This window comes from Pseudomonas sp. 8Z, assembly GCF_902506535.1.
Classification (GTDB): domain Bacteria; phylum Pseudomonadota; class Gammaproteobacteria; order Pseudomonadales; family Pseudomonadaceae; genus Aquipseudomonas.
In genome coordinates this window covers 321117-339950 of record NZ_LR733826.1, presented here as the reverse complement: position 1 = coordinate 339950, position 18834 = coordinate 321117, and the positions used below count along the sequence as shown (strand labels likewise).

Annotated in this window: 17 protein-coding genes; all 17 read right to left on the bottom strand. The window is 59.4% G+C overall.

Annotated elements, in window-relative coordinates:
* Positions 1-216: 216 nt before the first annotated feature.
* Complete coding sequence (locus AERO9A_RS22475; RefSeq protein WP_256665920.1) at positions 217-774, bottom strand: hypothetical protein; 558 nt, start codon at positions 772-774, stop codon at positions 217-219.
* Between the two features lie 565 nt (positions 775-1339).
* The gene (locus AERO9A_RS10900; protein ID WP_218580141.1) at positions 1340-2044 is read right to left on the bottom strand and encodes a DNA polymerase beta superfamily protein; all 705 of its coding nucleotides are present in this window, start codon (positions 2042-2044) and stop codon (positions 1340-1342) included.
* A 125-nt stretch (positions 2045-2169) separates the two neighbouring features.
* A complete protein-coding gene (locus AERO9A_RS10895; protein ID WP_159971977.1) occupies positions 2170-3630 on the bottom strand; it encodes a hypothetical protein in 1461 nt (486 codons plus the stop codon).
* Positions 3627-5192 carry a hypothetical protein gene (locus AERO9A_RS10890; RefSeq protein ID WP_159971976.1) on the bottom strand — a complete coding sequence of 522 codons (1566 nt, stop codon included), beginning with the start codon at positions 5190-5192 and terminating at the stop codon, positions 3627-3629. The genes AERO9A_RS10895 and AERO9A_RS10890 overlap by 4 nt, the downstream gene beginning before the upstream one ends.
* Positions 5182-6234: an NAD(P)-dependent oxidoreductase gene (locus AERO9A_RS10885; RefSeq protein ID WP_256665919.1), complete on the bottom strand. Its 1053-nt coding sequence runs from the start codon at positions 6232-6234 to the stop codon at positions 5182-5184. The genes AERO9A_RS10890 and AERO9A_RS10885 overlap by 11 nt, the downstream gene beginning before the upstream one ends.
* Positions 6235-6386: 152 nt before the next feature.
* Positions 6387-6677, bottom strand: a complete 291-nt coding sequence (locus AERO9A_RS10880; protein WP_159971975.1) for a hypothetical protein — start codon at positions 6675-6677, stop codon at positions 6387-6389.
* On the bottom strand, positions 6671-7513 hold the full coding sequence (locus AERO9A_RS10875) for an SDR family oxidoreductase (protein ID WP_256665918.1): 843 nt from the start codon (positions 7511-7513) through the stop codon (positions 6671-6673). Before AERO9A_RS10875 ends, AERO9A_RS10880 begins: the two co-directional genes overlap by 7 nt.
* Positions 7510-8262: an SDR family NAD(P)-dependent oxidoreductase gene (locus tag AERO9A_RS10870; RefSeq protein WP_159971974.1), complete on the bottom strand. Its 753-nt coding sequence runs from the start codon at positions 8260-8262 to the stop codon at positions 7510-7512. Before AERO9A_RS10870 ends, AERO9A_RS10875 begins: the two co-directional genes overlap by 4 nt.
* Positions 8252-9067 (bottom strand): sugar phosphate isomerase/epimerase, encoded by an 816-nt coding sequence (locus tag AERO9A_RS10865; protein WP_159971973.1) that lies wholly within the window; start codon positions 9065-9067, stop codon positions 8252-8254. Before AERO9A_RS10865 ends, AERO9A_RS10870 begins: the two co-directional genes overlap by 11 nt.
* Before the next feature lie 14 nt (positions 9068-9081).
* Entirely contained in the window at positions 9082-9831 is a 750-nt protein-coding gene (locus tag AERO9A_RS10860; RefSeq protein ID WP_159971972.1) for an SDR family NAD(P)-dependent oxidoreductase, read from the bottom strand.
* Between the two features lie 43 nt (positions 9832-9874).
* Positions 9875-11668, bottom strand: coding sequence for a thiamine pyrophosphate-binding protein (locus AERO9A_RS10855; protein ID WP_256665917.1), 1794 nt, complete (start codon positions 11666-11668; stop codon positions 9875-9877).
* A 25-nt stretch (positions 11669-11693) separates the two neighbouring features.
* Positions 11694-13592: an N-acetylneuraminate synthase family protein gene (locus tag AERO9A_RS10850; RefSeq protein WP_159971971.1), complete on the bottom strand. Its 1899-nt coding sequence runs from the start codon at positions 13590-13592 to the stop codon at positions 11694-11696.
* Positions 13589-14953, bottom strand: coding sequence for a CBS domain-containing protein (locus tag AERO9A_RS10845; protein ID WP_159971970.1), 1365 nt, complete (start codon positions 14951-14953; stop codon positions 13589-13591). Before AERO9A_RS10845 ends, AERO9A_RS10850 begins: the two co-directional genes overlap by 4 nt.
* On the bottom strand, positions 14950-15642 hold the full coding sequence (locus AERO9A_RS10840) for a sugar phosphate nucleotidyltransferase (protein ID WP_159971969.1): 693 nt from the start codon (positions 15640-15642) through the stop codon (positions 14950-14952). The genes AERO9A_RS10845 and AERO9A_RS10840 overlap by 4 nt, the downstream gene beginning before the upstream one ends.
* Positions 15642-16964: a lipopolysaccharide biosynthesis protein RfbH gene (gene rfbH / locus AERO9A_RS10835; RefSeq protein ID WP_159971968.1), complete on the bottom strand. Its 1323-nt coding sequence runs from the start codon at positions 16962-16964 to the stop codon at positions 15642-15644. The genes AERO9A_RS10840 and rfbH overlap by 1 nt, the downstream gene beginning before the upstream one ends.
* Entirely contained in the window at positions 16957-18024 is a 1068-nt protein-coding gene (gene rfbG, locus AERO9A_RS10830) for a CDP-glucose 4,6-dehydratase (RefSeq protein ID WP_159971967.1), read from the bottom strand. The genes rfbH and rfbG overlap by 8 nt, the downstream gene beginning before the upstream one ends.
* A complete protein-coding gene (gene rfbF, locus AERO9A_RS10825) occupies positions 18015-18785 on the bottom strand; it encodes a glucose-1-phosphate cytidylyltransferase (protein ID WP_159971966.1) in 771 nt (256 codons plus the stop codon). The genes rfbG and rfbF overlap by 10 nt, the downstream gene beginning before the upstream one ends.
* Positions 18786-18834 lie beyond the last annotated feature (49 nt).

Genomic DNA, 18834 nt, shown 5'->3' with positions numbered 1-18834 from the left:
TCGCACGCTGCCTAGTTGAATTTCAATTACCGTAGCTCTGGAGCCTGGCCCAGCTAACCACGCTCTCGATCGACTGATCCAATGCCGTCCATACATCTAACCCTAGCTGGCGCGCTCTGGAGATGTCAGGCACTTAGAAGTATCGGTTGGAGTCACCGGCCTGGCCCTGTATCCGCTAGAGCTCCCCTAGATAAACACGCTCCATCACCCGCCACGCTAACGCAGCCACGCTGATAGCTTCGTCGGAGCCCAGGTTGTAGACCTCGCTGGGCTGCCCCTGGCCAGCAAAGTCAGGAACCTGCCTGCCAGATCGGCACCATGCAGATAGCTGCGTAACGCCTGCCCGCTGGAATGGAGCACGTTCTCATCCGAGCACAGGGCAGCGCGCACGAAGTTACCGTTCACAAAATGCGCCTCGAGTGGCAAGCCAGGTCCGGAAAAACGAAACAGCACGTCATCATGACAGGCAGACCATGCTGTTACGCATACATAAATGACGGCAAGCGTTTCCTGTGTTCGCTTCGCCGTAAGTACTGTTCGCACTGCTGCTGAGGCATGTGCCCGTAAATGTTTCAACGACGCCAGTATCCTCGTCAGAAGCGCCCGGCAAAACACCGTATTGTGCCCGGATCCCCTCAACAGCACGCGCGCATCATGCTGCACAGCCAGCCCAAGCACTCGATATGCACCCATAACAATGGTGTCGAAGAGTTCCAGAGGCTTGCCGTGCGCGACTGCGGAGGTATCGGCAGCCGCATGGAGGATCAACGTCACTTGACGCCCCGGTAGCGCGCGGAGATCACGAACATCGCCACTCAGGCCAGTTCAACCAGGAGCAATGGCGACAGCGTGGTTGCGTGTCGAGAAAGCCCGCCCGCGTACGTGACAACACGCGAACCTCCACCCTCCCCCTTGCAGGTTCAACTGATAGAGCAGCGCCAGCAGCCACTGCCTAAAGAAGCCCGCACCACCAGTCAATAGTGCATGTTGCCCGGCCAATTCATCATGCAGCCCCCATGTAACGGGGATACCTTGCAACACTCGCTGAATGATCGGTGAATGTGAGTAGAAGTCAGGCATCGGCATTACCGCTCCGAAAGTATTAAGCCGACAACTCAATATCTCCCAGCAACGCCGGGGGCTTTAAGCTGTTATCCCCTCAAAGGGGCAAATAATAAGGCCGCCTGCAAGCGGCTGGAGCCAAGTGCCACATACCATGAAGTAAAGGTACGGGGGCGGGGAAACCAGTTTCCGCATGGCTTTTATCTCTTGGCACCGCGCGAAAAGTCGGCAAACGTGATGGGAGGTCATCAAACAGTTCGGAGCGTAGCGTCATGAGTCAATCTACTTCCAGAGGCTTATTGCGCTGGCTTTCGCCCTGCGAGCCTATGGCAATGGCCAGAGCGTCTAGCTGGCGCGCTAGATAGTCGTGCACGTGCAAGTCTGGCGCTACCAAGGCACTCGACTTGTCTAGCCCCGACGCTTTGTAAGCACGTAGCAGAGCCAGGCTGGTCTGCCTGACGAACATATCGTCACACGAGCGCAGCAGGGTTTCGAATTCGATGGGCGGCAGGCTTCCGTGGTTCAGGATCCAACGCATGCCCAAAACCCGGTGCACAGCATTCAGGTAGCGTCGCACCGGGATTTGGCTTCCTTGCAGAAAATGCTCCCAAAGCCCACGCCCCTTGGAATAAAGCAGATCAAGCACATGCAGCTCGTCAAGATGGGAGCAATGAACTTCTGGCCAAACCTGCTTCAGGTAACCACGGTCGTCCCAGACGCGGCGGCATAACAGCAACTCCGTCACGTGATTCTCAGGCCCAGACGAATTTCGGCACTTCGATGCCAGAGCCATTTCGCTACGCTGGTGGTAGGTGGGGAAGCATGCCCACTTTGATTGCGGCCGTGCGCTTACGGCCTTGATATGCCAAGAAAGCACATCGCAGGAACGCCCCTTGGAGTCCTCCAGGGTCAACGCAAGCCTAAGCCTATCAGGCTTACTATGGACGGCATAAATATCGTCATCACTGAGCGAAGTGGCCATTCCCATAGGCCGACTACCGTACTCACCAGCAAAAAGGAATGTAACTCCATGTACCTCTTCTGCCCGGTCGACCCAGGCATTCAGATTGAGGTACGTCGGACTGCCCGCTTCGACAAGCACCCCCCTCATTCGCCAGACCCAGTCAGAACGGCCAGACGTTTCCTCCCATCCTGAAAGAAGCTCATCAATACTTGACGATGAAGGAGAGTGCATTTCTCCATGTCCTTCTCGTCGAGAATCAACAGGCATCGTCCAGAATAGGCGCCTCCCAGCATTTGCGGGTCGTCAAGGATTGTCAGGTCGGGGCACGTATGCAAGGGCGCACGTTCAAGTGAACTAAGTTCCACTCGATACAGCGATGCCTGAAGCCGCTCCCAATACGATAGCTCGGTCGTCCTTACCACCTGAGCGCCCAGCTTGGCGAAACGCAACCCCAGTTCAGCCCAGTCACGGCTGGCATCGTTAATCCGCAGGCGCCGAAAATTAACCGTGCCATGGCGCTGAAAAACTTCTTTACCCATTATTCGCAATAATCTGGCCAGCAAGCCATGGAAGGACTCGGCACCAGCACAGGGATAACGGTAAAAAAACGGGTGCAGCACCGGAGCTGGCAGAGGTCGTGCGCCATGGTCTTCGACAAAACGTATCGCTGCTTCGAGCGTCGAGCGATTCAGGTATTCCTCATAATCGTCTTCACTCATCGATAGCACGATGAACTTACACCCCTTGGAAACTAAGAACGTCGCCCTGTGCTTGCCGCTGGTAAGGTTGAAGTGTCCCCTCGGGTTCCATACAGCCTCCGGTGCGTTGCGTGTAAAGAACTCTCGATCAAGCTCCCAAGCCAGGCTCATCTGCTCGTGAACCATCGCTCGATTTTGAATGACATTCTCTTTCCAACGCTCGGTGGTCGCGTAGTCGCCATTGCGCCTGGCGGTATAGACGATGAAGTCCTCGATATAGAAATCTGGGCTGGCCTTTGCATCGCCGCCAAGGTATTCAAAAAACTCCAGATGAGGGAACATCGCAGCGATTGGGACGTTTTCCCAAGCATAACTGGCATCGCCATAAAGGTTGGTGGCGATGTCTGAGACAGGTATATGAGCTAAGACACGACCCGCTGCGGTTCGAATCGACGCATAGTCGCGCCACTCAACCCTGAAACTGAGGCGCGATACTGGAACCTGACGCGGCAGTGTCAGCGATCCAGCCACAGCCTGATCGAAGGTTTCAGCGATTGCCTCAAGGCCTTCCATACCGCGCTTGTCGAACACTGAACGATCAGCTGCCTTGAAAACGATCCGCTCATAACCCAGCTCAATCAGGCGATTAACCAGATATTCGTGCTCGAAAATATTCTTGATCGCTATGAACACGACCAATCGCTTGCGTCTGTCGGCTGAGAACGGTGCTTGCTCAAGGCTATGCACCGGCACCCCCATGCACGTTTCAAGTTCATCGCCACGCTTGTCGAAGAAAGCGACGACTCGGCTAATCGCTCGGATATTTCGGCAAACCAGTGTACCCAGGGCCGCGGCACCATAGATGACAACCTCCGTTTCCGGCCCCCACTCGAAGACATCTGTCACCTTATTGCTCCTTTTATTCCCTTGTCCTGAAAGGTTCGGGCAAAGACAACCAGATAGCGCACCGTACCGAACCGGACACTTTCATTGAGGAGACAATAAGTGTCGAACGAGGAATGAGCGAGAACATGTTCAGCTTCCTCGAGGCCGAATGACTCATAGAACAGATAGCTAGCGGTCATTTCATCCAACTGCTTGATTTCTTTCACAGACAAGGGATCGGGGCTTGCTACGCAATCGATCAAAAGCACACCGTCATGGCGGGATAGTTCCCTAGTTCGCCAGTCAGCCTCCACGCAATGGATATCAGCGCACTTGAGCAAAACATTCAGCCGTTGCAACAAGCCGAATAAAACGCTGTCCGGCTCTAGTGCGGTCATTTCAATCCCTAATCTACGAAGCCCTTGAGCGAAATGCCCAGCCCCCGCCCTAAGATCCGCGAAGCGCATTCGTGACAATGCGACGTCCTGGCCGATAAGAAAGTCCAATATCGCCTCAAGCGCGGTACGGCGGGCATTCTCATGCTGCGATGGAAGCGGGTAGAAATCGGCATGAGGAATTGGGGTTGGCACCTGCACATCGGCATGCGCCTGCAGATAATCGGTCACCTCAGTTAAACCTGGTGCCTTGAGCCACTGCCAGTAATCCTCGGCAGACATCCGGCACGGTACATGCGTTAGTCCCTGCGAGAATAAAAAAGCCAGACGGGTATTGCCATCGAGTATGAAAAAATAGCCGCGCTCGTGCCATTTGACCTGTGCGGGGTGCCGAACAAAGAATGCCGGATCCAGACTGAATGCTTTCGTCATGTGCTGAAAGTGACTTACATAACGCGCAGCCATTTCGCCCGCTAAGACATTGTCTACCGAAAAGACACGCTCCCTTAACTTCATGTTGTGGCGAGCCACGGGTGCCATCTGCAAGCCCCGTCCCGTCCTGAGTGAGTCGAAGAGTTCACACAAGGGGTCGTTCAGATAAAACGGGTAATCTTCCAGCGTCCAGTGTGCTGTCGGATCTGGTGAAGTGTCGTGCAAGACATGGCGCTCTGGAGAATAGGACCAAGCCCTTCTAGGCGATCGAAACAACAGGCTAATCGGCAAATACGCAGTGATCGCACCATTTTCCTCGCTGAGCGGAGCTTGGAAGGGCATTGTTTCTCTTATCTGCGGCAAATAGGGTTCAACATGCATGCCCGCCAGCCTGCCGCCTTCGAACAGCCGGTCATACAAGGCATTTACGGCATGGCGCTGCTCACCGCCGATCAGATCTCTTTTGAAAATCAGCAGCGTGAAACCGTAGCGGAAAAGCACTTCTGCCAGCGTCTCATGAGCGAAATAGTCAGAAACTGCAAGAATGACCGGTAGCCTCTTTTGCAGATTTGATAACTGCGGATCGTCGGGAGTATGGACAGGAATATTTCCGACATTGCCAATCGTCTTTGCACGCTGGTCCAAGAAGCAGTCCACCTGCATGCCTTGATTGAGCAAGTTTGCCTGCATGATCCGCCCGAGCATGCCGGCGCCGTAGATGATGAAGGATTGGTTCGCGTCGACCTCAAGCGCCATGTTGACCCTCCGCGCCCAGCCCGCGCGCCCATGCGGCCATCAGATCAATGGAGGAGTCCAGAGAAGTCCACACATCCAGCCCCAGAGCACGAGCCTTGCCAATATCGGGCACATAGCGAGCTGTACTTCCTTGGGAATCGCCAATCTGTAGATTTTTCTGCGGTGCCACCCGCTGCTGCACTCGTTGCGCCAGATCGGAGATGCTCAATGGCTGGTCAGATCCGACGTTGTAGGTAGCACCGGCTTCGCCGCAGGCCAACAAAGTCAGTAACCAAACAGCAAGATCGGCACCGTCCAGGTAACTACGTACCGCTTCGCCGGTTGAATTGAGGACGATCGCCTCCCTGTAAAGAGCATCGTGAATGAAATTGCCGAGGGCGAAATGCCCCGTCAGCGGCAACCCAGCACCGGAAAACGCGAAACAACGCGTCAACAGCACTTCCGTACCAAAGCGTTCGGCATACAGTGCAGCCAAGGTTTCCTGAACGCGCTTGCCCTCTCCATATGCACTGCCCGCCAGGGCACTGTCGCATGCCATCGGAGTCGACTCGGCAACCGGGACAGCCCCGGTATCGCGCCCATATTGAGCACCAGAACCGGTGAACAGCACACGCCGGATACCATGCTCCACCGCAATATCAAGTACATGACGGGCGCCAATAACCAGGGTATCGAAAAGCGCCAGGCCATCACGCTGGGCGGCCTGGGAAGTATCGGTTGCCGCATGTAGAAGGAAATCGGGAGAGTCGCCATGCAGCGTGAACGTCTTGATATCACCCTTGAGCATCGTCAGCCAGTTCGCCGTGCGATAGCGGGGCACTTGATGCAAAAAAAACTCGGGCTGGCGTGACAGTGCTGTGACACGGATCGCAGCGCCCGTTTCATTGAGCAGGTCGAGCAGAGCCAACAGCCATCGCCCAAAAAAGCCAGTCGAACCTGTGATCAATAAATGCCGTCCATACAGCGGACGAATGCCGCCCAAATGCCCCTCTAACGTCATCAAGTGACTACGAATGAGTGGATTGCTCAATGAAACCGACATCTATGCTTCACTCGTTGCATACAGTGCTTGGTCAAAACTTATTAGCGCGTAACAGCGCAGGTAAAACCGATAATCCAGGTCAGGCTCAACTATCTCCCATGGATGCCCTGCACGGTGATTGATACTGCTTGTCAGACAGGGGCGGTGTGCGCTCATAAGAATCTCCGTCCCCTTAGTGCTGCAGGCTCTTCACCGTCGATATTCATCTTGATGAAGTTGCCTGCAAAATCTGGCATTGCATCATCTCGATCAAGAAAAGCATCCAAGGGCTGACCGCGAGCCGCCAGGCAATCACATACCCATCCTCCCGCCAACCTTTCCCCGCATACCACATAAAACGAACCCCAGCCCCCGAGAGGATCATCAGTTGCCATATAGGCACCTTCGAGACTGCCACTAGGCTCCGGTTGTTCGGCACTGGTGAGCGAACATACGGTCACCATGTGCTACGCCCTCCATCAATCACCAAATTGGCGCCGTTCATGTAGGCGGAAGCATCCGAGCACAGAAAGGCAATGGCGCCCCGGTACTCATCGGCCGCGGCCATGCGACCCAGCGGAATCAGTTGCGTCAGCTTGCTGACGAACACATCGTTCTGCCCGGCATAAACGCCGCCAGGCGAGAGCGCATTGCAGCGTACGCCCTGTTCGCACCAGTAGGTGGCCAGGTACTTGGTCAGGCCGATCAGGCCATGCTTGACCACCGAGTAAGTCACCGGTTTGACCGGCTGCTGGTCGGCCTCACGGCCATCCACTCGGTACAGACGCTGATCCGGCGCGATGACACCGAGGTCGGAGGCGATGTTGACGATCACCCCACCACCCTGCCGCGCCATCTGCGCGCCGAAGACCTTGGCGCAGTTGAACGCACCGCCGAGGCCGACGTTCAGGTCAAGCTGCCATTGCTCCCAGGGGAAGTGCTCCAGACGGGAAAAGTCCTTATCACCAGCGCTCTCCACCTTGGGGTTGCGCGCGGCGTTATTGATCAGGATATCGACCTGACCATGCAGGGCCAGTAATGCCTGCCCCACCGCTTCGAGGGCGTTCAGATCGGTGATGTCCGCCACGTAGGTCGGAACCTGGCAGCCGGTTTCCTCGGCCAACCTGGCGGCGTTGCTCGCCAGACCTTGAGCATTGATGTCCAGTAGCACCGGCAAACCACCGAGCCCGGCAATGGTCGCGGCATGCTGGTAACCCAACAAGCCAGCGCCGCCAGTGATGACAGCCACGCGACCGCGTAAATCGAACATCTTGGGCAGGGTAAGCGCTGCTCCATTCATGATCTCAACTGACCTCCATCAACTACATAGGTAGCACCGGTGATGAATCCCCCCAATGGGGAAGCCAAATAGGCGGTGAGCTGCGCAACATCCTTGGTAGAGCCCAGACGAGCCAGTGCTACCTCACGCTGCAACATCGCCTGCACGGCATCACTGTCTTCCTTGAGCTTACGCTCCCACACGGAGCCTTCGAACAAGATGTTACCCGGCGCAATACTGTTGATACGCACGCCATGCTTGCCAAGCGAGCGTGCGGAATTGCGCACGAAGCTTTCCACCGCAGCCTTAGCCGCCGCATAGGCCAGCGGACAGCCAAGCGCCTCGATGCCGCAGATCGAAGAGATGCAGATGACATTGCCGCGACTTGCCACCAACGCATCAGTCGCAGCCCATACTGCCTGCGTTGTGGAATAGAGATTGAGCTCCAGAACCCGATGCCATTCCGCAGGAGTTTCCTTACCTGGCGGCACGGAGGCACCACTGCCGACGTTGCAGACCAGCACATCGAGTCGCCCATGCTGCTCAAGCACTCGCTGCACCAGCGCCTGACAGGCATCTGGGTCACGCACATCAGCGAGTACGCTGCTGGAGCCGACAATTTGCGTTTGTGCAGCCTGCAAGCGCTCGGGATTACGCCCGTTGAGCACGACATGGCAACCCTCAAGAGCAAGCTGCTGCGCTATCGCAAAACCGATGCCGGATGACGAGCCGGTAACCAGTGCGACTTTACCTGTCAGTTCAAGATCCATTGTCACGCCACCAGGCAAGCGTCATGGCGCGATAACGGTCGATCGCGCCGACATGATCTGCGTCCGCACGCGCCGTCTGCAGGATGAAATCACCACCATATCCCACGGCATGGAGAGCCCGGAAAACTTCCGGGAAGTTCGCATTACCAGTACCCAACGGTACGGTCGTACCGCCCAGGACACGGTCTTTGACATGCACGTTATCGATGCGGTGACCGTAACTGGCGATTTCTTGCGACGCCGAGTAACCCAGTGCGGCGCTGTTGCCAATGTCGTAATTAAGACCAAAGGCATCCTCGGGGAAGCGCGCGATAAAACGGGCCAGGCGCTCAGGCTCGAAATCCGACTCGAAGACGATTTTCAGCTTCGCGACGATCAGCCGTTCGCGTAAAGGGAGCAACCCATCGAGCAAAGCATCTTCCTCGGCAGCCGAAGTCAGCGAGCCGTTGTCCACGAGAGGGATCAGCAAATAACGCATGCCCAGATCGGCGCACGCTTGCACGATGGCGTGCAAATCTCGCAGCAGTTCTTCTCGCACCGCGCCCGAGGCTTTGAAAAATGGTGCCTGCATAAAGCAATCCCCGGTGAGGGACAGTACCCGGACACCATGCTGCAACGACAGCTCACGAATCCGCTGACGGCCAGGCACAGTCATCAATGGGTTCTCGTACAAACGTTCCTGATCCAGCGTCCACTCCATGAGTGACATGCCCAGTTGCTGCGCCAGAGGAAACTCTTTTTCCCAGTTGAGCCACGGGAAGGCCTGTATTTTGCCGTCGACCCGATCACACAGACGACCTTGCATAAACCCAATATCCATCACAACCCCTTGGCCGACCAGCCGCCATCGACCACCAGATCCGTCCCCGTCACATAGCTGCTTGCGGCTGAGGCCAGAAACACGGCAGCGCCACACAACTCCGCTGTAGAACCCCAACGGCCCAGCATCGTGCGTTCCGCACGTGCGGCATGCAGCTCGGGAGTCGAATAGCTGGTATGCGTCATTGCCGTATGTATGTAACCCGGAACGATGTTGTTCACTCGAATCCCTTTACCACCGTAATCTCTCGCCAGAGCGCGAGTCATCGCCGCAAGCCCCCCCTTGGAGGCGACGTACCCTGGATTACCGGGAAAGCCCAGGGCGGCGCCGATACTGGTGACATTGATGATCGAGCCATAACCGCCTGACAGCATGTAAGGCAGCACCAGATGGCTACACGCGAACGCCGCCGTCAGGTTCAGATCAAGCGTGCGCTGAAACGTCGTAAACGGGTCTGCCTCCATCTGATCAGGCATGGTGATACCCGCTGCATTGACCAGGATGTCCAACCGGCCGTGCGTCTCAACCAGCTCGGCCAACATGTGCGAGAGGCGCTCCCTATCCAGAACATCGCATTGGCGATACTGGAATATGCCTGCTTGCGCTTCGGTTTCTCTGGATCGACCCATACCATAGACAGTGGCACCAGCCTCACTAAGGCCCTGCGCAATCGCACAGCCGATGCCGCGCGATGCACCTGTGACCAACGCCACTCGCCCATCGAGCCTGAATGAATCAAGAACGCTCATGGCCACTCAACTCGAAAAATGAATAAGGTCATCGGGTATCCCATCAGGAAGATAGCGGCCAGTGTTCAGCCAACTCATCCCTCGGCAGGAAGGGGTACAGATCCTCAAGCGCCCCGGACTCTGGTTTGCCTTGCTCATTGATGCGCGTCATCACGCGAGGGATTCGCGGTTCCTCAACCTGCACCATGACCTCGCAGAGCACCGGCCCCTGGCGGCCAAGCACGTCGAGCAAGCTGTCATCCAGCCCCTTATGCGACTCTATGCGGGCATAGCCGATACCGTAGGCTGCGCAAAGCGAGCGCAAATCGGGCAGGCGTAGACCGCTACTGGAATCAGCCCCCACCAACAACTTGAAGTGCGCGCTCTGCGAAACCCTTATGGAGGCATAGCCCTGATTGTTGATGACGAAGCATTTGACCGGAAGCTCAAGCGCCGCCAACGTCGCAAGCTCCTGAATATTCATCTGCAGGCCACCATCACCCTCTACGCAGAGCGTCTGCCTACGCCCCGAGGCAAGACAAGCACCGATGGCCGAGGGAATCCCAAAGCCCATCGATCCCGTACCGCGATTGTGGAAGCAGCGCTGCCCCTTCTTGATCCGCAGGTTGAGCAGAAACAACTCTGCCGCGAAACCCGAACTACATGGGGCGATCACATCACCCTCCACCAGCAGTTCAGAGAGCCGATCCGTGAAGTGGTACATGCTCACGCCCTGGCTATCATCAGCATGCTCGGGCAACAGCAAGGGATAGCGTTTGCGCCAGGCAGCGATCTTAGCTATCCAAGCGGAATAATCCGGCAGAGAATCGGCAGCGATCTTCTTGTCCAGCGCCTCGATAAAGTAACGCACGTCGGCAGTTACCGAGACCTCTATCGGCATCTGCAATTTGGCGATCTCAGCCGGATCGATGTCCACCACCACTTTTTTTGCATGGGGAGCAAAATGAGCGTGGTTGTATGCGGTCAGCGCCATATCCAGACGCGAGCCAAGGACGATCAGCAGATCGCAGTTCTGCAAGGTGAAATTGGCCCAACGCGGGGCGATGCCTCCCGGTCGACCACCATACAGCGGGTGATCATCTTCGATCAGATCCATTGCCAGCCAAGTAGGCATAACCGGCACACCCGCGCGCTCGGCCAGTCGACGAAAAGCGTCTACCGCACCGGCCATACGAATACCGTTGCCTGCAATGATGCCAGGGCGCTTTGCAGACTTCAGTAGCGCCAAGGTGCGCGCTACCGGCTCAGCCAACGCCACAGGTTCGCTAGCGGCTGGGAGCCGGGCGCGACGCAACTGAGTAGGGTCGACCTGTGCAGCTTGCACATCCAGCGGTACGTCCAGCCACACCGGACCACGACGGCCGCTGAGCGCAGCATGTTCGAGCTGATCGAAAACCTCAGCTACTGCGTCGGGATCAGTCAAGGTAACAGCAGCCTTGGTGATCGGCTCAACGATCGAAACGATGTCAGCCTCTTGCACGCCCAGCATGCGCAGACCAGTGCCGGTTTTAAGGTCAGCGCTCTTGACCTGACCGGACACGAAAAAAACCGGAGTAGAGTCAAGCCAGGCCCCTAGCACCGCTGTAACCGTATTGGTCGCCCCGGGGCCACAGGTGGTCATGCAGGCGGCAGGACCACCTGTGAGTTTGCCCGCAGCTTCTGCGGCAATGGCCGCCGCCTGCTCATGCAGGCACAGCACTGGTTGCAAATCAGGATGACGCCCCAGAGCGTCATTGAGGTGCATCGCGCCACCACCCGGCAAGAAGTAGACCTGCCCAACGCCCAACTGCGCCAGGCGCTCCATGATGTAATCCGCTACGCGGATAGTTTGTGTCACGTTCAATACCTCTCGAAACCGGCGCTCAAGCGAGCCGGGTCAGAAATTGCAGCGCTGACCAAAAGCCGGCGCCATGATCCTTGTGTCCCTGCCAAACCTCGGGGATGAAGCTCACCTCGGGGTGCTGGCGAATCTGCGCCCAGGTGGCTGGCCAGTCGATGTCGCCGGTGCCCATCAGCACGCCTTCACCGTTGGTGCCCTTGGCATCGGCCACATGCAGGTGCGCCGAGTGCGGCAGCAGCAGGGCCAGCGCTTGCTGGAAATCGATGCCAAAGTGGAAGCAGGTCATTTGCAGGTGCGACAGATCCAGGCATAGGCGCAGGCCGTGCTCACGCGCTTGGGCGGCCAGTTCCTCGGGCATCATGAAGATGTTCTGGTGGCGCTGACCGCCGAAGTGCCAGGGAAACGGCGCCATGTTCTGCGGGATCAGTTCGGTGCCGGCGAAGTCCACCTGGCGGCAGGCTTCGTGGAAGCGCTCGTAGAGTTCAGGGCGCATGGTCAGCGGGCGTGGCTCATCGGCGGAGAAGCCACCGATATTGGCGACGATCAGCCGTGCATCGGCATTGGGAAAGAACTCGCCGATCTGTAGCGTGGCATCCACTACGCGCTGCAGGTTGTCGATCGAGCGCTGGCGATAGGCCAGGTCGTCCGAGGCCAGATCCAGCAGCTCGCTGTTCTCGAATAGCTCCGGCGCGTGCACCACCAGGCGCGAACAGTCGACCTCGGCGAGAAACGGCTGCGGCTTGAGGCTGAGGTCACGATAGGACAGGTGGAACTCGAACAGATCCGGGCTGATCCGCCGACGGTAATCGAGGAAGTCGTGATAGCGCACCGGCACGCCCCAGCGAATCGGCAGTTCGAACGCCAAGCGCTGCTCCTGGGCCTGTTCGCTCAGGTCGCTGTCGAAAAGAAAATCGCCCAGGGCGATATCGCGCCCAGCCGGCTTGCCCAGTAACTCCGGCAAGCGATACGGCGGCAAACCCTGGCCGGGGCTGGCGATACGCAGCATCGACGCCTCCATGACGGTGCCACGGGCAATGTCACAGGCGGCAATCACGCTCTTGCCGAGGTTTTCGCGGTTGAGCAACTCGCCCTGGCTGGCATGCCGCCCTGGCCCTTGCCAGGGCAAGGCCAGCTCCAGTTGACGGATACCGTCGACCAGTTGGCGGAACTCGCCCGGCTCCAGGCTGGCCAGGTGATCCGGCCCTTCCATGCCGCGATCCAGCGTAATGTGGCGCTCCACCAGTTTGGCGCCCAGCGCCACCGCACCGAGGGTGATGGCGATGCCACGCTCATGCCCGGAGTAGCCGATCAAGCCGTGTAGTTCCTGCAAGCGCCGCAGATAGCCAAGCTGGATATCCGACTCGGGCGCCGGATAGGCGCTGTTGCAATGCAACAGGGCGAACGGCGTGCCGAGTGCCTTGAGCTGCTCGATGGCGCGCACGATCTCGTGCTCGAAGGACATACCCGTAGACAGGATCAGCGGCTTGCCCAGGCTGGCCGCCTTGGTGATCAGGTAGGGGTTGCACAGATCCGCCGAAGCGATCTTCAGCGCCGCCACATCGAAGCTGGCCAGCGCATCGACACTGGGCTCGTCCCAGGGCGTGCACAGGTAAGTGATGCCCTTCTGCGCGCAATAGGCGCGCACCTCGCGGTGCTCGTCGAGGCTGAGTTCCACCTTGTCCAGCAAGTCCTGAATGTACTCGACGCCCAGATCCTCGGCGCGCGAGCCATCGGCCTTGCGGCGGTACAGAGCGTCGCGGTTGCGCAGTTGAAACTTGACGCAATCGGCACCGGCCTCGATAGCCGCGTCGACCAGTTGCCGCGCCAGTTCCAGCGAGCCGTTGTGATTGTTGCCGACTTCGGCGATGACGTAGACGCGCTCGCCGCCAAGCGCGAAGCCGTCGATATGAAATGGGGTCATTGGATTTTCGTTCGCCATGAGGTCACGCCGCTCGATTCGAAGCGGAAGTTCTGGGTCTGACAGCCCAGCGCGCCGACGGCGTTGATCACACGCTGGCGGTGCTGGGGCTGGACGTAAAACAGGAAAAAGCCGCCGCCGCCAGCGCCCAGCAGCTTGCCGCCGCAGGCTCCGGCAGCCAGGGCGGCCGCATAGATGTCATCAAGCCGACCATCGCTGATGGCCGAGGAGAAGCGCTTTTTCAACTGCCAGGCTTCATCCAGGCAGGTACCGAACGCCTTCAGCTCGCCCCGGATAAGGAAGTGGTGCATGCGCCGACACAGGGTGACACTGGCGCTGAGCAGTTCGGTTTGCGACAGCTCGGCCTCGATTTCCTCGCGCTGCAGTTCGTGCAGGCGCCCGGAGTCATGGGAGATGCCGGTGTCGCACAGCACCAGGCAGGACTCCAGCTCATTGCGGATGGCGTCTTCCAGACGAATCGGGTGCACGAGATTGCGCTGGTTCTCGAACTCGATCAGGTTGAACCCGCCGAAAGCCGAGGCGTACTGATCCTGCCAACCACCGGCGATACCGAAACACAGGCGCTCGGCCTGGAACGCCAGCTCGGCGATTTCGTAGGTGTTCCAGCGATCCTGACGCAGCTCGTTGAACACGGCGATGGTCGCGGTGGTGGCGGCCGATGAGCCGCCCAAACCCGACCCTACGGGAAAGTCCGAACGCAGGTAGAGGTCGAAGCCGTACTTGGGCTTGATCACCGCGACGATGGTGGCCAGCAGGCTCTTCTCCGGCGCGGCCAGCAACTCGGCCAGGGAGCTGTAATGCTCTTCGCGTTTCAGGTCTTCAGCGAAGATGCTGATGCCCCCATCGTCACGCGGGATCAAGGTGGCATGAGCATACAGGCCCACGGTGCAACTGAGCACCGCCGCGGAGTGATCGATGAAAAAATAGGTGAGATCGGCACCGCCGCCGCAGAAGCTCATCCGCACGGGTGCGCGAGCTCGCGCCAGTACGGGCACCTCGGCGCTGGCGGCCATCTGTCGGGTGTACACCTCAACCAAGCGACCTTGCTCGTCCAGCCCCGGCAGGGCGATGTAGCCCAGGTCGAATGCCTTGAGCAGGTCTTCACGCGGCACGCCGGCCTGCACCGAGCGAAACTCCTCGTTCATGCAGGCGGTCACCGCCTCGTCCGTCTTGCCACCCTGCAGCAAATGGCGGCGCACGTCACCGTTGGTCACCACCCCCAGCAGCCGCATGTGCTCGTCCACCACGAAGGCGATCTGCAGGGCGCCAGCCTCGATGCACTCGACGGCGTCGAGGATGCTCTGTTGTTCGCGGATGCTGAGGGTTTGCACAAGCAGGCTCATGATCGAGGTTCCATCCGAAAATCATTGGCATAGCGCTCAAGCGACTCCGGCGTGCCGATGTCGATGAAGCGCCCGCTGTACTCGATAACGCGCACGGCCTCATGGGCCAGCAAATCGGGCAGCAACTCCTGCTCCATCGAGCACGCACGCACGGTGGCGCTCGCGAAGGTTTCACAGGTGAAAGCGTAGACGCCCGCGTTGATCAGCCCCGCGCCTTCGCGCCCCTTCTCCAGCAGCGCACGCAACTGGCCACCGGCATCGACCTCAAGACTGCCGTAACGGCTGCGGTCATCCACCTGCACACCTAGCAGCGCGCTGCCCTGCCCTTGCGCCATCAGCGCGTAGCCATCGGCATCGACAAAGGTATCGGCGTTGAGCACCAGATAGCGTCCCTGCGGCGGTTGCTCGCGCAAGGCATTGAGCAGTGCACCGCCCGTGCCCATGGGGCTGGGTTCGACCACCAGCAGCAGATGCAGCCCGGCGTCCTGCGCCAGATCCGCCAGTTGTTCGGCCACCTGCTCGGCGCGGTAGTGGGCGCAGAGTACGGCCTCGCTGACGCCAGCTCGCGCCAATTGCCGTAGCACGCGCGCCAGAAAAGGCTCGCCATGCACCGGCACCAGCGCTTTCTGCGTGTCCGTCACGCTGCGCAGGCGCGTGCCGAAACCACCGCAGAGCACGTAGGCGCGCATCAGCGCAGCCTCCGCACATAGGTTTCCAGGCTGCACGCGGCGTGCTCCAGGTGATCCTCGGAAAGACCCGGCCAGAGGCCGATCCAGAAGGTGTCGCGCATCACCTTGTCGGTCATCGTCAGCTCACCACTCACGCGGTACGCCTGCCCCTGCATGTAAGGCTGGCGCGTCAGGTTGCCGGCGAACAGCAGGCGCGTGCCCACACGTTGTTCGTCCAGGTAGCGCAACAGCTCGACCCGCTCGATGCCGCAACCATCGCGCAGGGTCAGCGGGAAGCCGAACCACGACGGATCGCTGCCAGGCGTCGCTTGCGGCAGGATCAGTTGCTCAGCGCAGTCGGCCAGGCGCTCGCTGAGCCAGGCAAAATTGCGCTTGCGCGCAGCGATGAAGTCATCCAGGCGATCCATCTGCGCCAGCGCACAGGCGGCCTGCATGTCGGTGATCTTCAGGTTGTAGCCCAGGTGCGAGTAGGTGTACTTGTGGTCGTAGCCTTCTGGCAGATCGCCCAATTGCCAGCAGAAGCGCTTGCCGCAGGTGTTGTCCTCGCCCGGTGCGCAATAGCAATCGCGGCCCCAGTCGCGGAACGACTCGACGATGCGTTTGAGCAGTGGCGAGTCGGTGAACACAGCCCCGCCCTCGCCCATGGTGATGTGGTGCGCCGGGTAAAAACTCAGCGTGCCGATATCACCGAAACTGCCCACTTGGCGGCCTTCATAGGTCGAGCCAAGAGCATCGCAGCAATCTTCGATCAGCCACAGGCCGTAGCGGTCACACAGCTCGCGGATGACCTTGAGGTTGAACGGATTGCCCAGCGTGTGGGCGAGCATGATCGCCTTGGTACGCGGGCCGATGGCGGCTTCGATCAACGCCGGATCGATGTTGTAGGTGCCCAGTTCGATATCGACGAACACCGGCACCGCGCCGAACTGCAGAATCGGGTTGACCGTGGTGGGAAAGCCGGCCGCCACGCCAATCACTTCATCGCCCTTGCGAATCGCCCGCTCGCCCAGACGCGGCGAGGTCAAGGCGGAGAACGCCAGCAAATTGGCCGAGGAGCCGGAATTGGTGGTCAGTACGCAGCGGCGCCCGAGATAGCGGGCCAGGCGCTTCTCGAAAGCCTCGTTGAAGCGCCCGGTGGTCAGCCAGCCGTCGAGCACGGCCTCGGTCATGTTTTTCAGCTCGCCAGCACCGATTACCTTGCCGGACGGCGGCACGGCATCGCGGCCAGCCTCGAAGGCGGTCGGTGCCAATTGCAGCTCGGCATAGCGCTCCACCAGCTCGGCTATCTGCTGACGCAGCGCTTGCGCCGTCTGTTCACTCATGGGTTTCGCCTTGATAGGCCGCGATTTGCGCGCGGCTGAATGTCTGCATGTCCTCGCCAGCCTGCCAGGCCTGGTGCCAGTCGAGGGTTCGTTCGATGGCCTGCTGCAAGTTCCAGCGCGGTCGCCAGTTCAGACGAGCACGCGCCTGGCTGGAGTCCAGCGCAAGCAGGCCGGCTTCGTGCGGTTGCCCACTCGCCTCGACCGTCCAGAGCGCCTGACCTGGCCAGCGCTGAGCCAGGCGCTCAACCAGTTCGCCGACACTGACCAACCCCTCGTTGTCGGGGCCGAAGTTCCACGCCTCCGCCACGGTCTCACCCTGCTCGACCAACGCCTGCGCCAGGCACAGATAGCCATGCAACGGTTCGAGTACGTGCTGCCAGGGGCGCACGGCTTGCGGGTAACGCAGCGTCAGTGACTGCCCGGCCTGCCAGGCACGCAGAATGTCGGGCAGCAGGCGATCGGCCGACCAGTCGCCGCCACCGATCACGTTGCCGGCCCGCGCCGTGGCCAGGGCGATACCGGACTCACGCAGGAACGACTCACGCCAGGACGCGCACAGCAACTCCACGCAGGCCTTGCTGCTGCTATAGGGGTCGTGCCCGCCAAGGTTGTCACGTTCGCGGTACGGCCAGAGCCATTCGCGATTCTCGTAGCACTTGTCGCTGGTCACCACCAGCACCGCGCGCACGCTGTCGCAGCTTCGCACCGCCTCCAGCAGATTGAGCGTGCCCATGACGTTGGTGGCGTAGGTTTCGGCTGGCGCGCGGTAGGATTCACGCACCAAAGGTTGAGCCGCCAGGTGCAGGACGATTTGCGGGCGAAAAGCCGCAACGACCTCGACAACGCGCTGAGCATCACGGATATCGGCCAGCGTGCCGGGCACATGCTGCTCCAGATGCGCTGCCTGCCAGAGCGATGGCTCGGCGGGCGTCGGCAAGGCGTAACCGCAGACCTCGGCGCCCAGCTCCTTGAGCCACAGCGCCAGCCAGCCCCCCTTGAAGCCGGTATGCCCGGTCAACAGGACTCGGCGCCCCGCCCAGAACGCCGCATTCACGGCCATAGGCGCCACTGTGCCTGGCCGCTTTTCCAGCGTTCTTCGAGCAGCACGCGGTCACGCAGGGTGTCCATCGGTTGCCAGAAGCCACGATGCAGATGACTCATCAACTGCCCGTGCTCGGACAACTGGCGCATCGGCTCGAATTCCCAGGTGGTGCTGTCACCATCGATGTAATCGAGAACGCCTGGTTCGAGCACGAAGAAGCCGCCATTGATCCAGCCGCCATCACCCTGGGGCTTTTCCTGAAAGCCCAGCACCTGCTGGCCCTGGATATCCAATGCGCCGTAGCGACCTGGCGGCTGCACGGCCGTTACCGTGGCCAGTTTGCCGTGGCTGCGGTGGAAATCGATCAGTTGCGCAATGTCGATGTCAGCGACGCCATCGCCGTAGGTCAGGCAGAAGGTTTCGTCGCCCAGGTAATCGCGTACGCGCTTGAGGCGACCGCCCGTGGCGGTGCTTTCACCGGTATCAACCAGGGTCACACGCCAGGGCTCGGCATGGCGGTTGTGAATGTGCATCTGGTTTTCCGCCATATCGAAGGTCACGTCCGACATATGCAGGAAATAGTTGGCGAAATACTCCTTGATCACATAGCCCTTGTAGCCCAGGCAAATGACGAAGTCGTTGATACCGAAATGGGAGTAAATCTTCATGATGTGCCAGATGATCGGCTTACCGCCTATCTCGATCATCGGCTTGGGCCGCAGGTGGGATTCTTCGCTGATACGCGTGCCCAATCCGCCGGCCAGAATGACTGTTTTCATAGATTCGCCCAGGTCGTCCGTACTGACCGACAATTCATTGACCTTACCC

Bases quoted from the DNA above. Each gene is read 5' to 3' on its own strand.
- AERO9A_RS10870 (WP_159971974.1), bottom strand. From the start codon at position 8,262: ATGGATCTTGAACTGACAGGTAAAGTCGCACTGGTTACCGGCTCGTCA.
- AERO9A_RS10860 (WP_159971972.1), bottom strand. From the start codon at position 9,831: ATGAGCGTTCTTGATTCATTCAGGCTCGATGGGCGAGTGGCGTTGGTC.
- AERO9A_RS10880 (WP_159971975.1), bottom strand. From the start codon at position 6,677: ATGGTGACCGTATGTTCGCTCACCAGTGCCGAACAACCGGAGCCTAGT.
- AERO9A_RS10845 (WP_159971970.1), bottom strand. From the start codon at position 14,953: ATGAGCCTGCTTGTGCAAACCCTCAGCATCCGCGAACAACAGAGCATC.
- AERO9A_RS10840 (WP_159971969.1), bottom strand. From the start codon at position 15,642: ATGCGCGCCTACGTGCTCTGCGGTGGTTTCGGCACGCGCCTGCGCAGC.
- AERO9A_RS10890 (WP_159971976.1), bottom strand. From the start codon at position 5,192: ATGGCGCTTGAGGTCGACGCGAACCAATCCTTCATCATCTACGGCGCC.
- AERO9A_RS10885 (WP_256665919.1), bottom strand. From the start codon at position 6,234: ATGTCGGTTTCATTGAGCAATCCACTCATTCGTAGTCACTTGATGACG.
- AERO9A_RS10850 (WP_159971971.1), bottom strand. From the start codon at position 13,592: ATGACCCCATTTCATATCGACGGCTTCGCGCTTGGCGGCGAGCGCGTC.
- AERO9A_RS10865 (WP_159971973.1), bottom strand. From the start codon at position 9,067: ATGCAAGGTCGTCTGTGTGATCGGGTCGACGGCAAAATACAGGCCTTC.
- rfbG (WP_159971967.1), bottom strand. From the start codon at position 18,024: ATGGCCGTGAATGCGGCGTTCTGGGCGGGGCGCCGAGTCCTGTTGACC.
- AERO9A_RS10875 (WP_256665918.1), bottom strand. From the start codon at position 7,513: ATGAATGGAGCAGCGCTTACCCTGCCCAAGATGTTCGATTTACGCGGT.
- AERO9A_RS10900 (WP_218580141.1), bottom strand. From the start codon at position 2,044: ATGGCCACTTCGCTCAGTGATGACGATATTTATGCCGTCCATAGTAAG.
- rfbF (WP_159971966.1), bottom strand. From the start codon at position 18,785: ATGAAAACAGTCATTCTGGCCGGCGGATTGGGCACGCGTATCAGCGAA.
- rfbH (WP_159971968.1), bottom strand. From the start codon at position 16,964: ATGAGTGAACAGACGGCGCAAGCGCTGCGTCAGCAGATAGCCGAGCTG.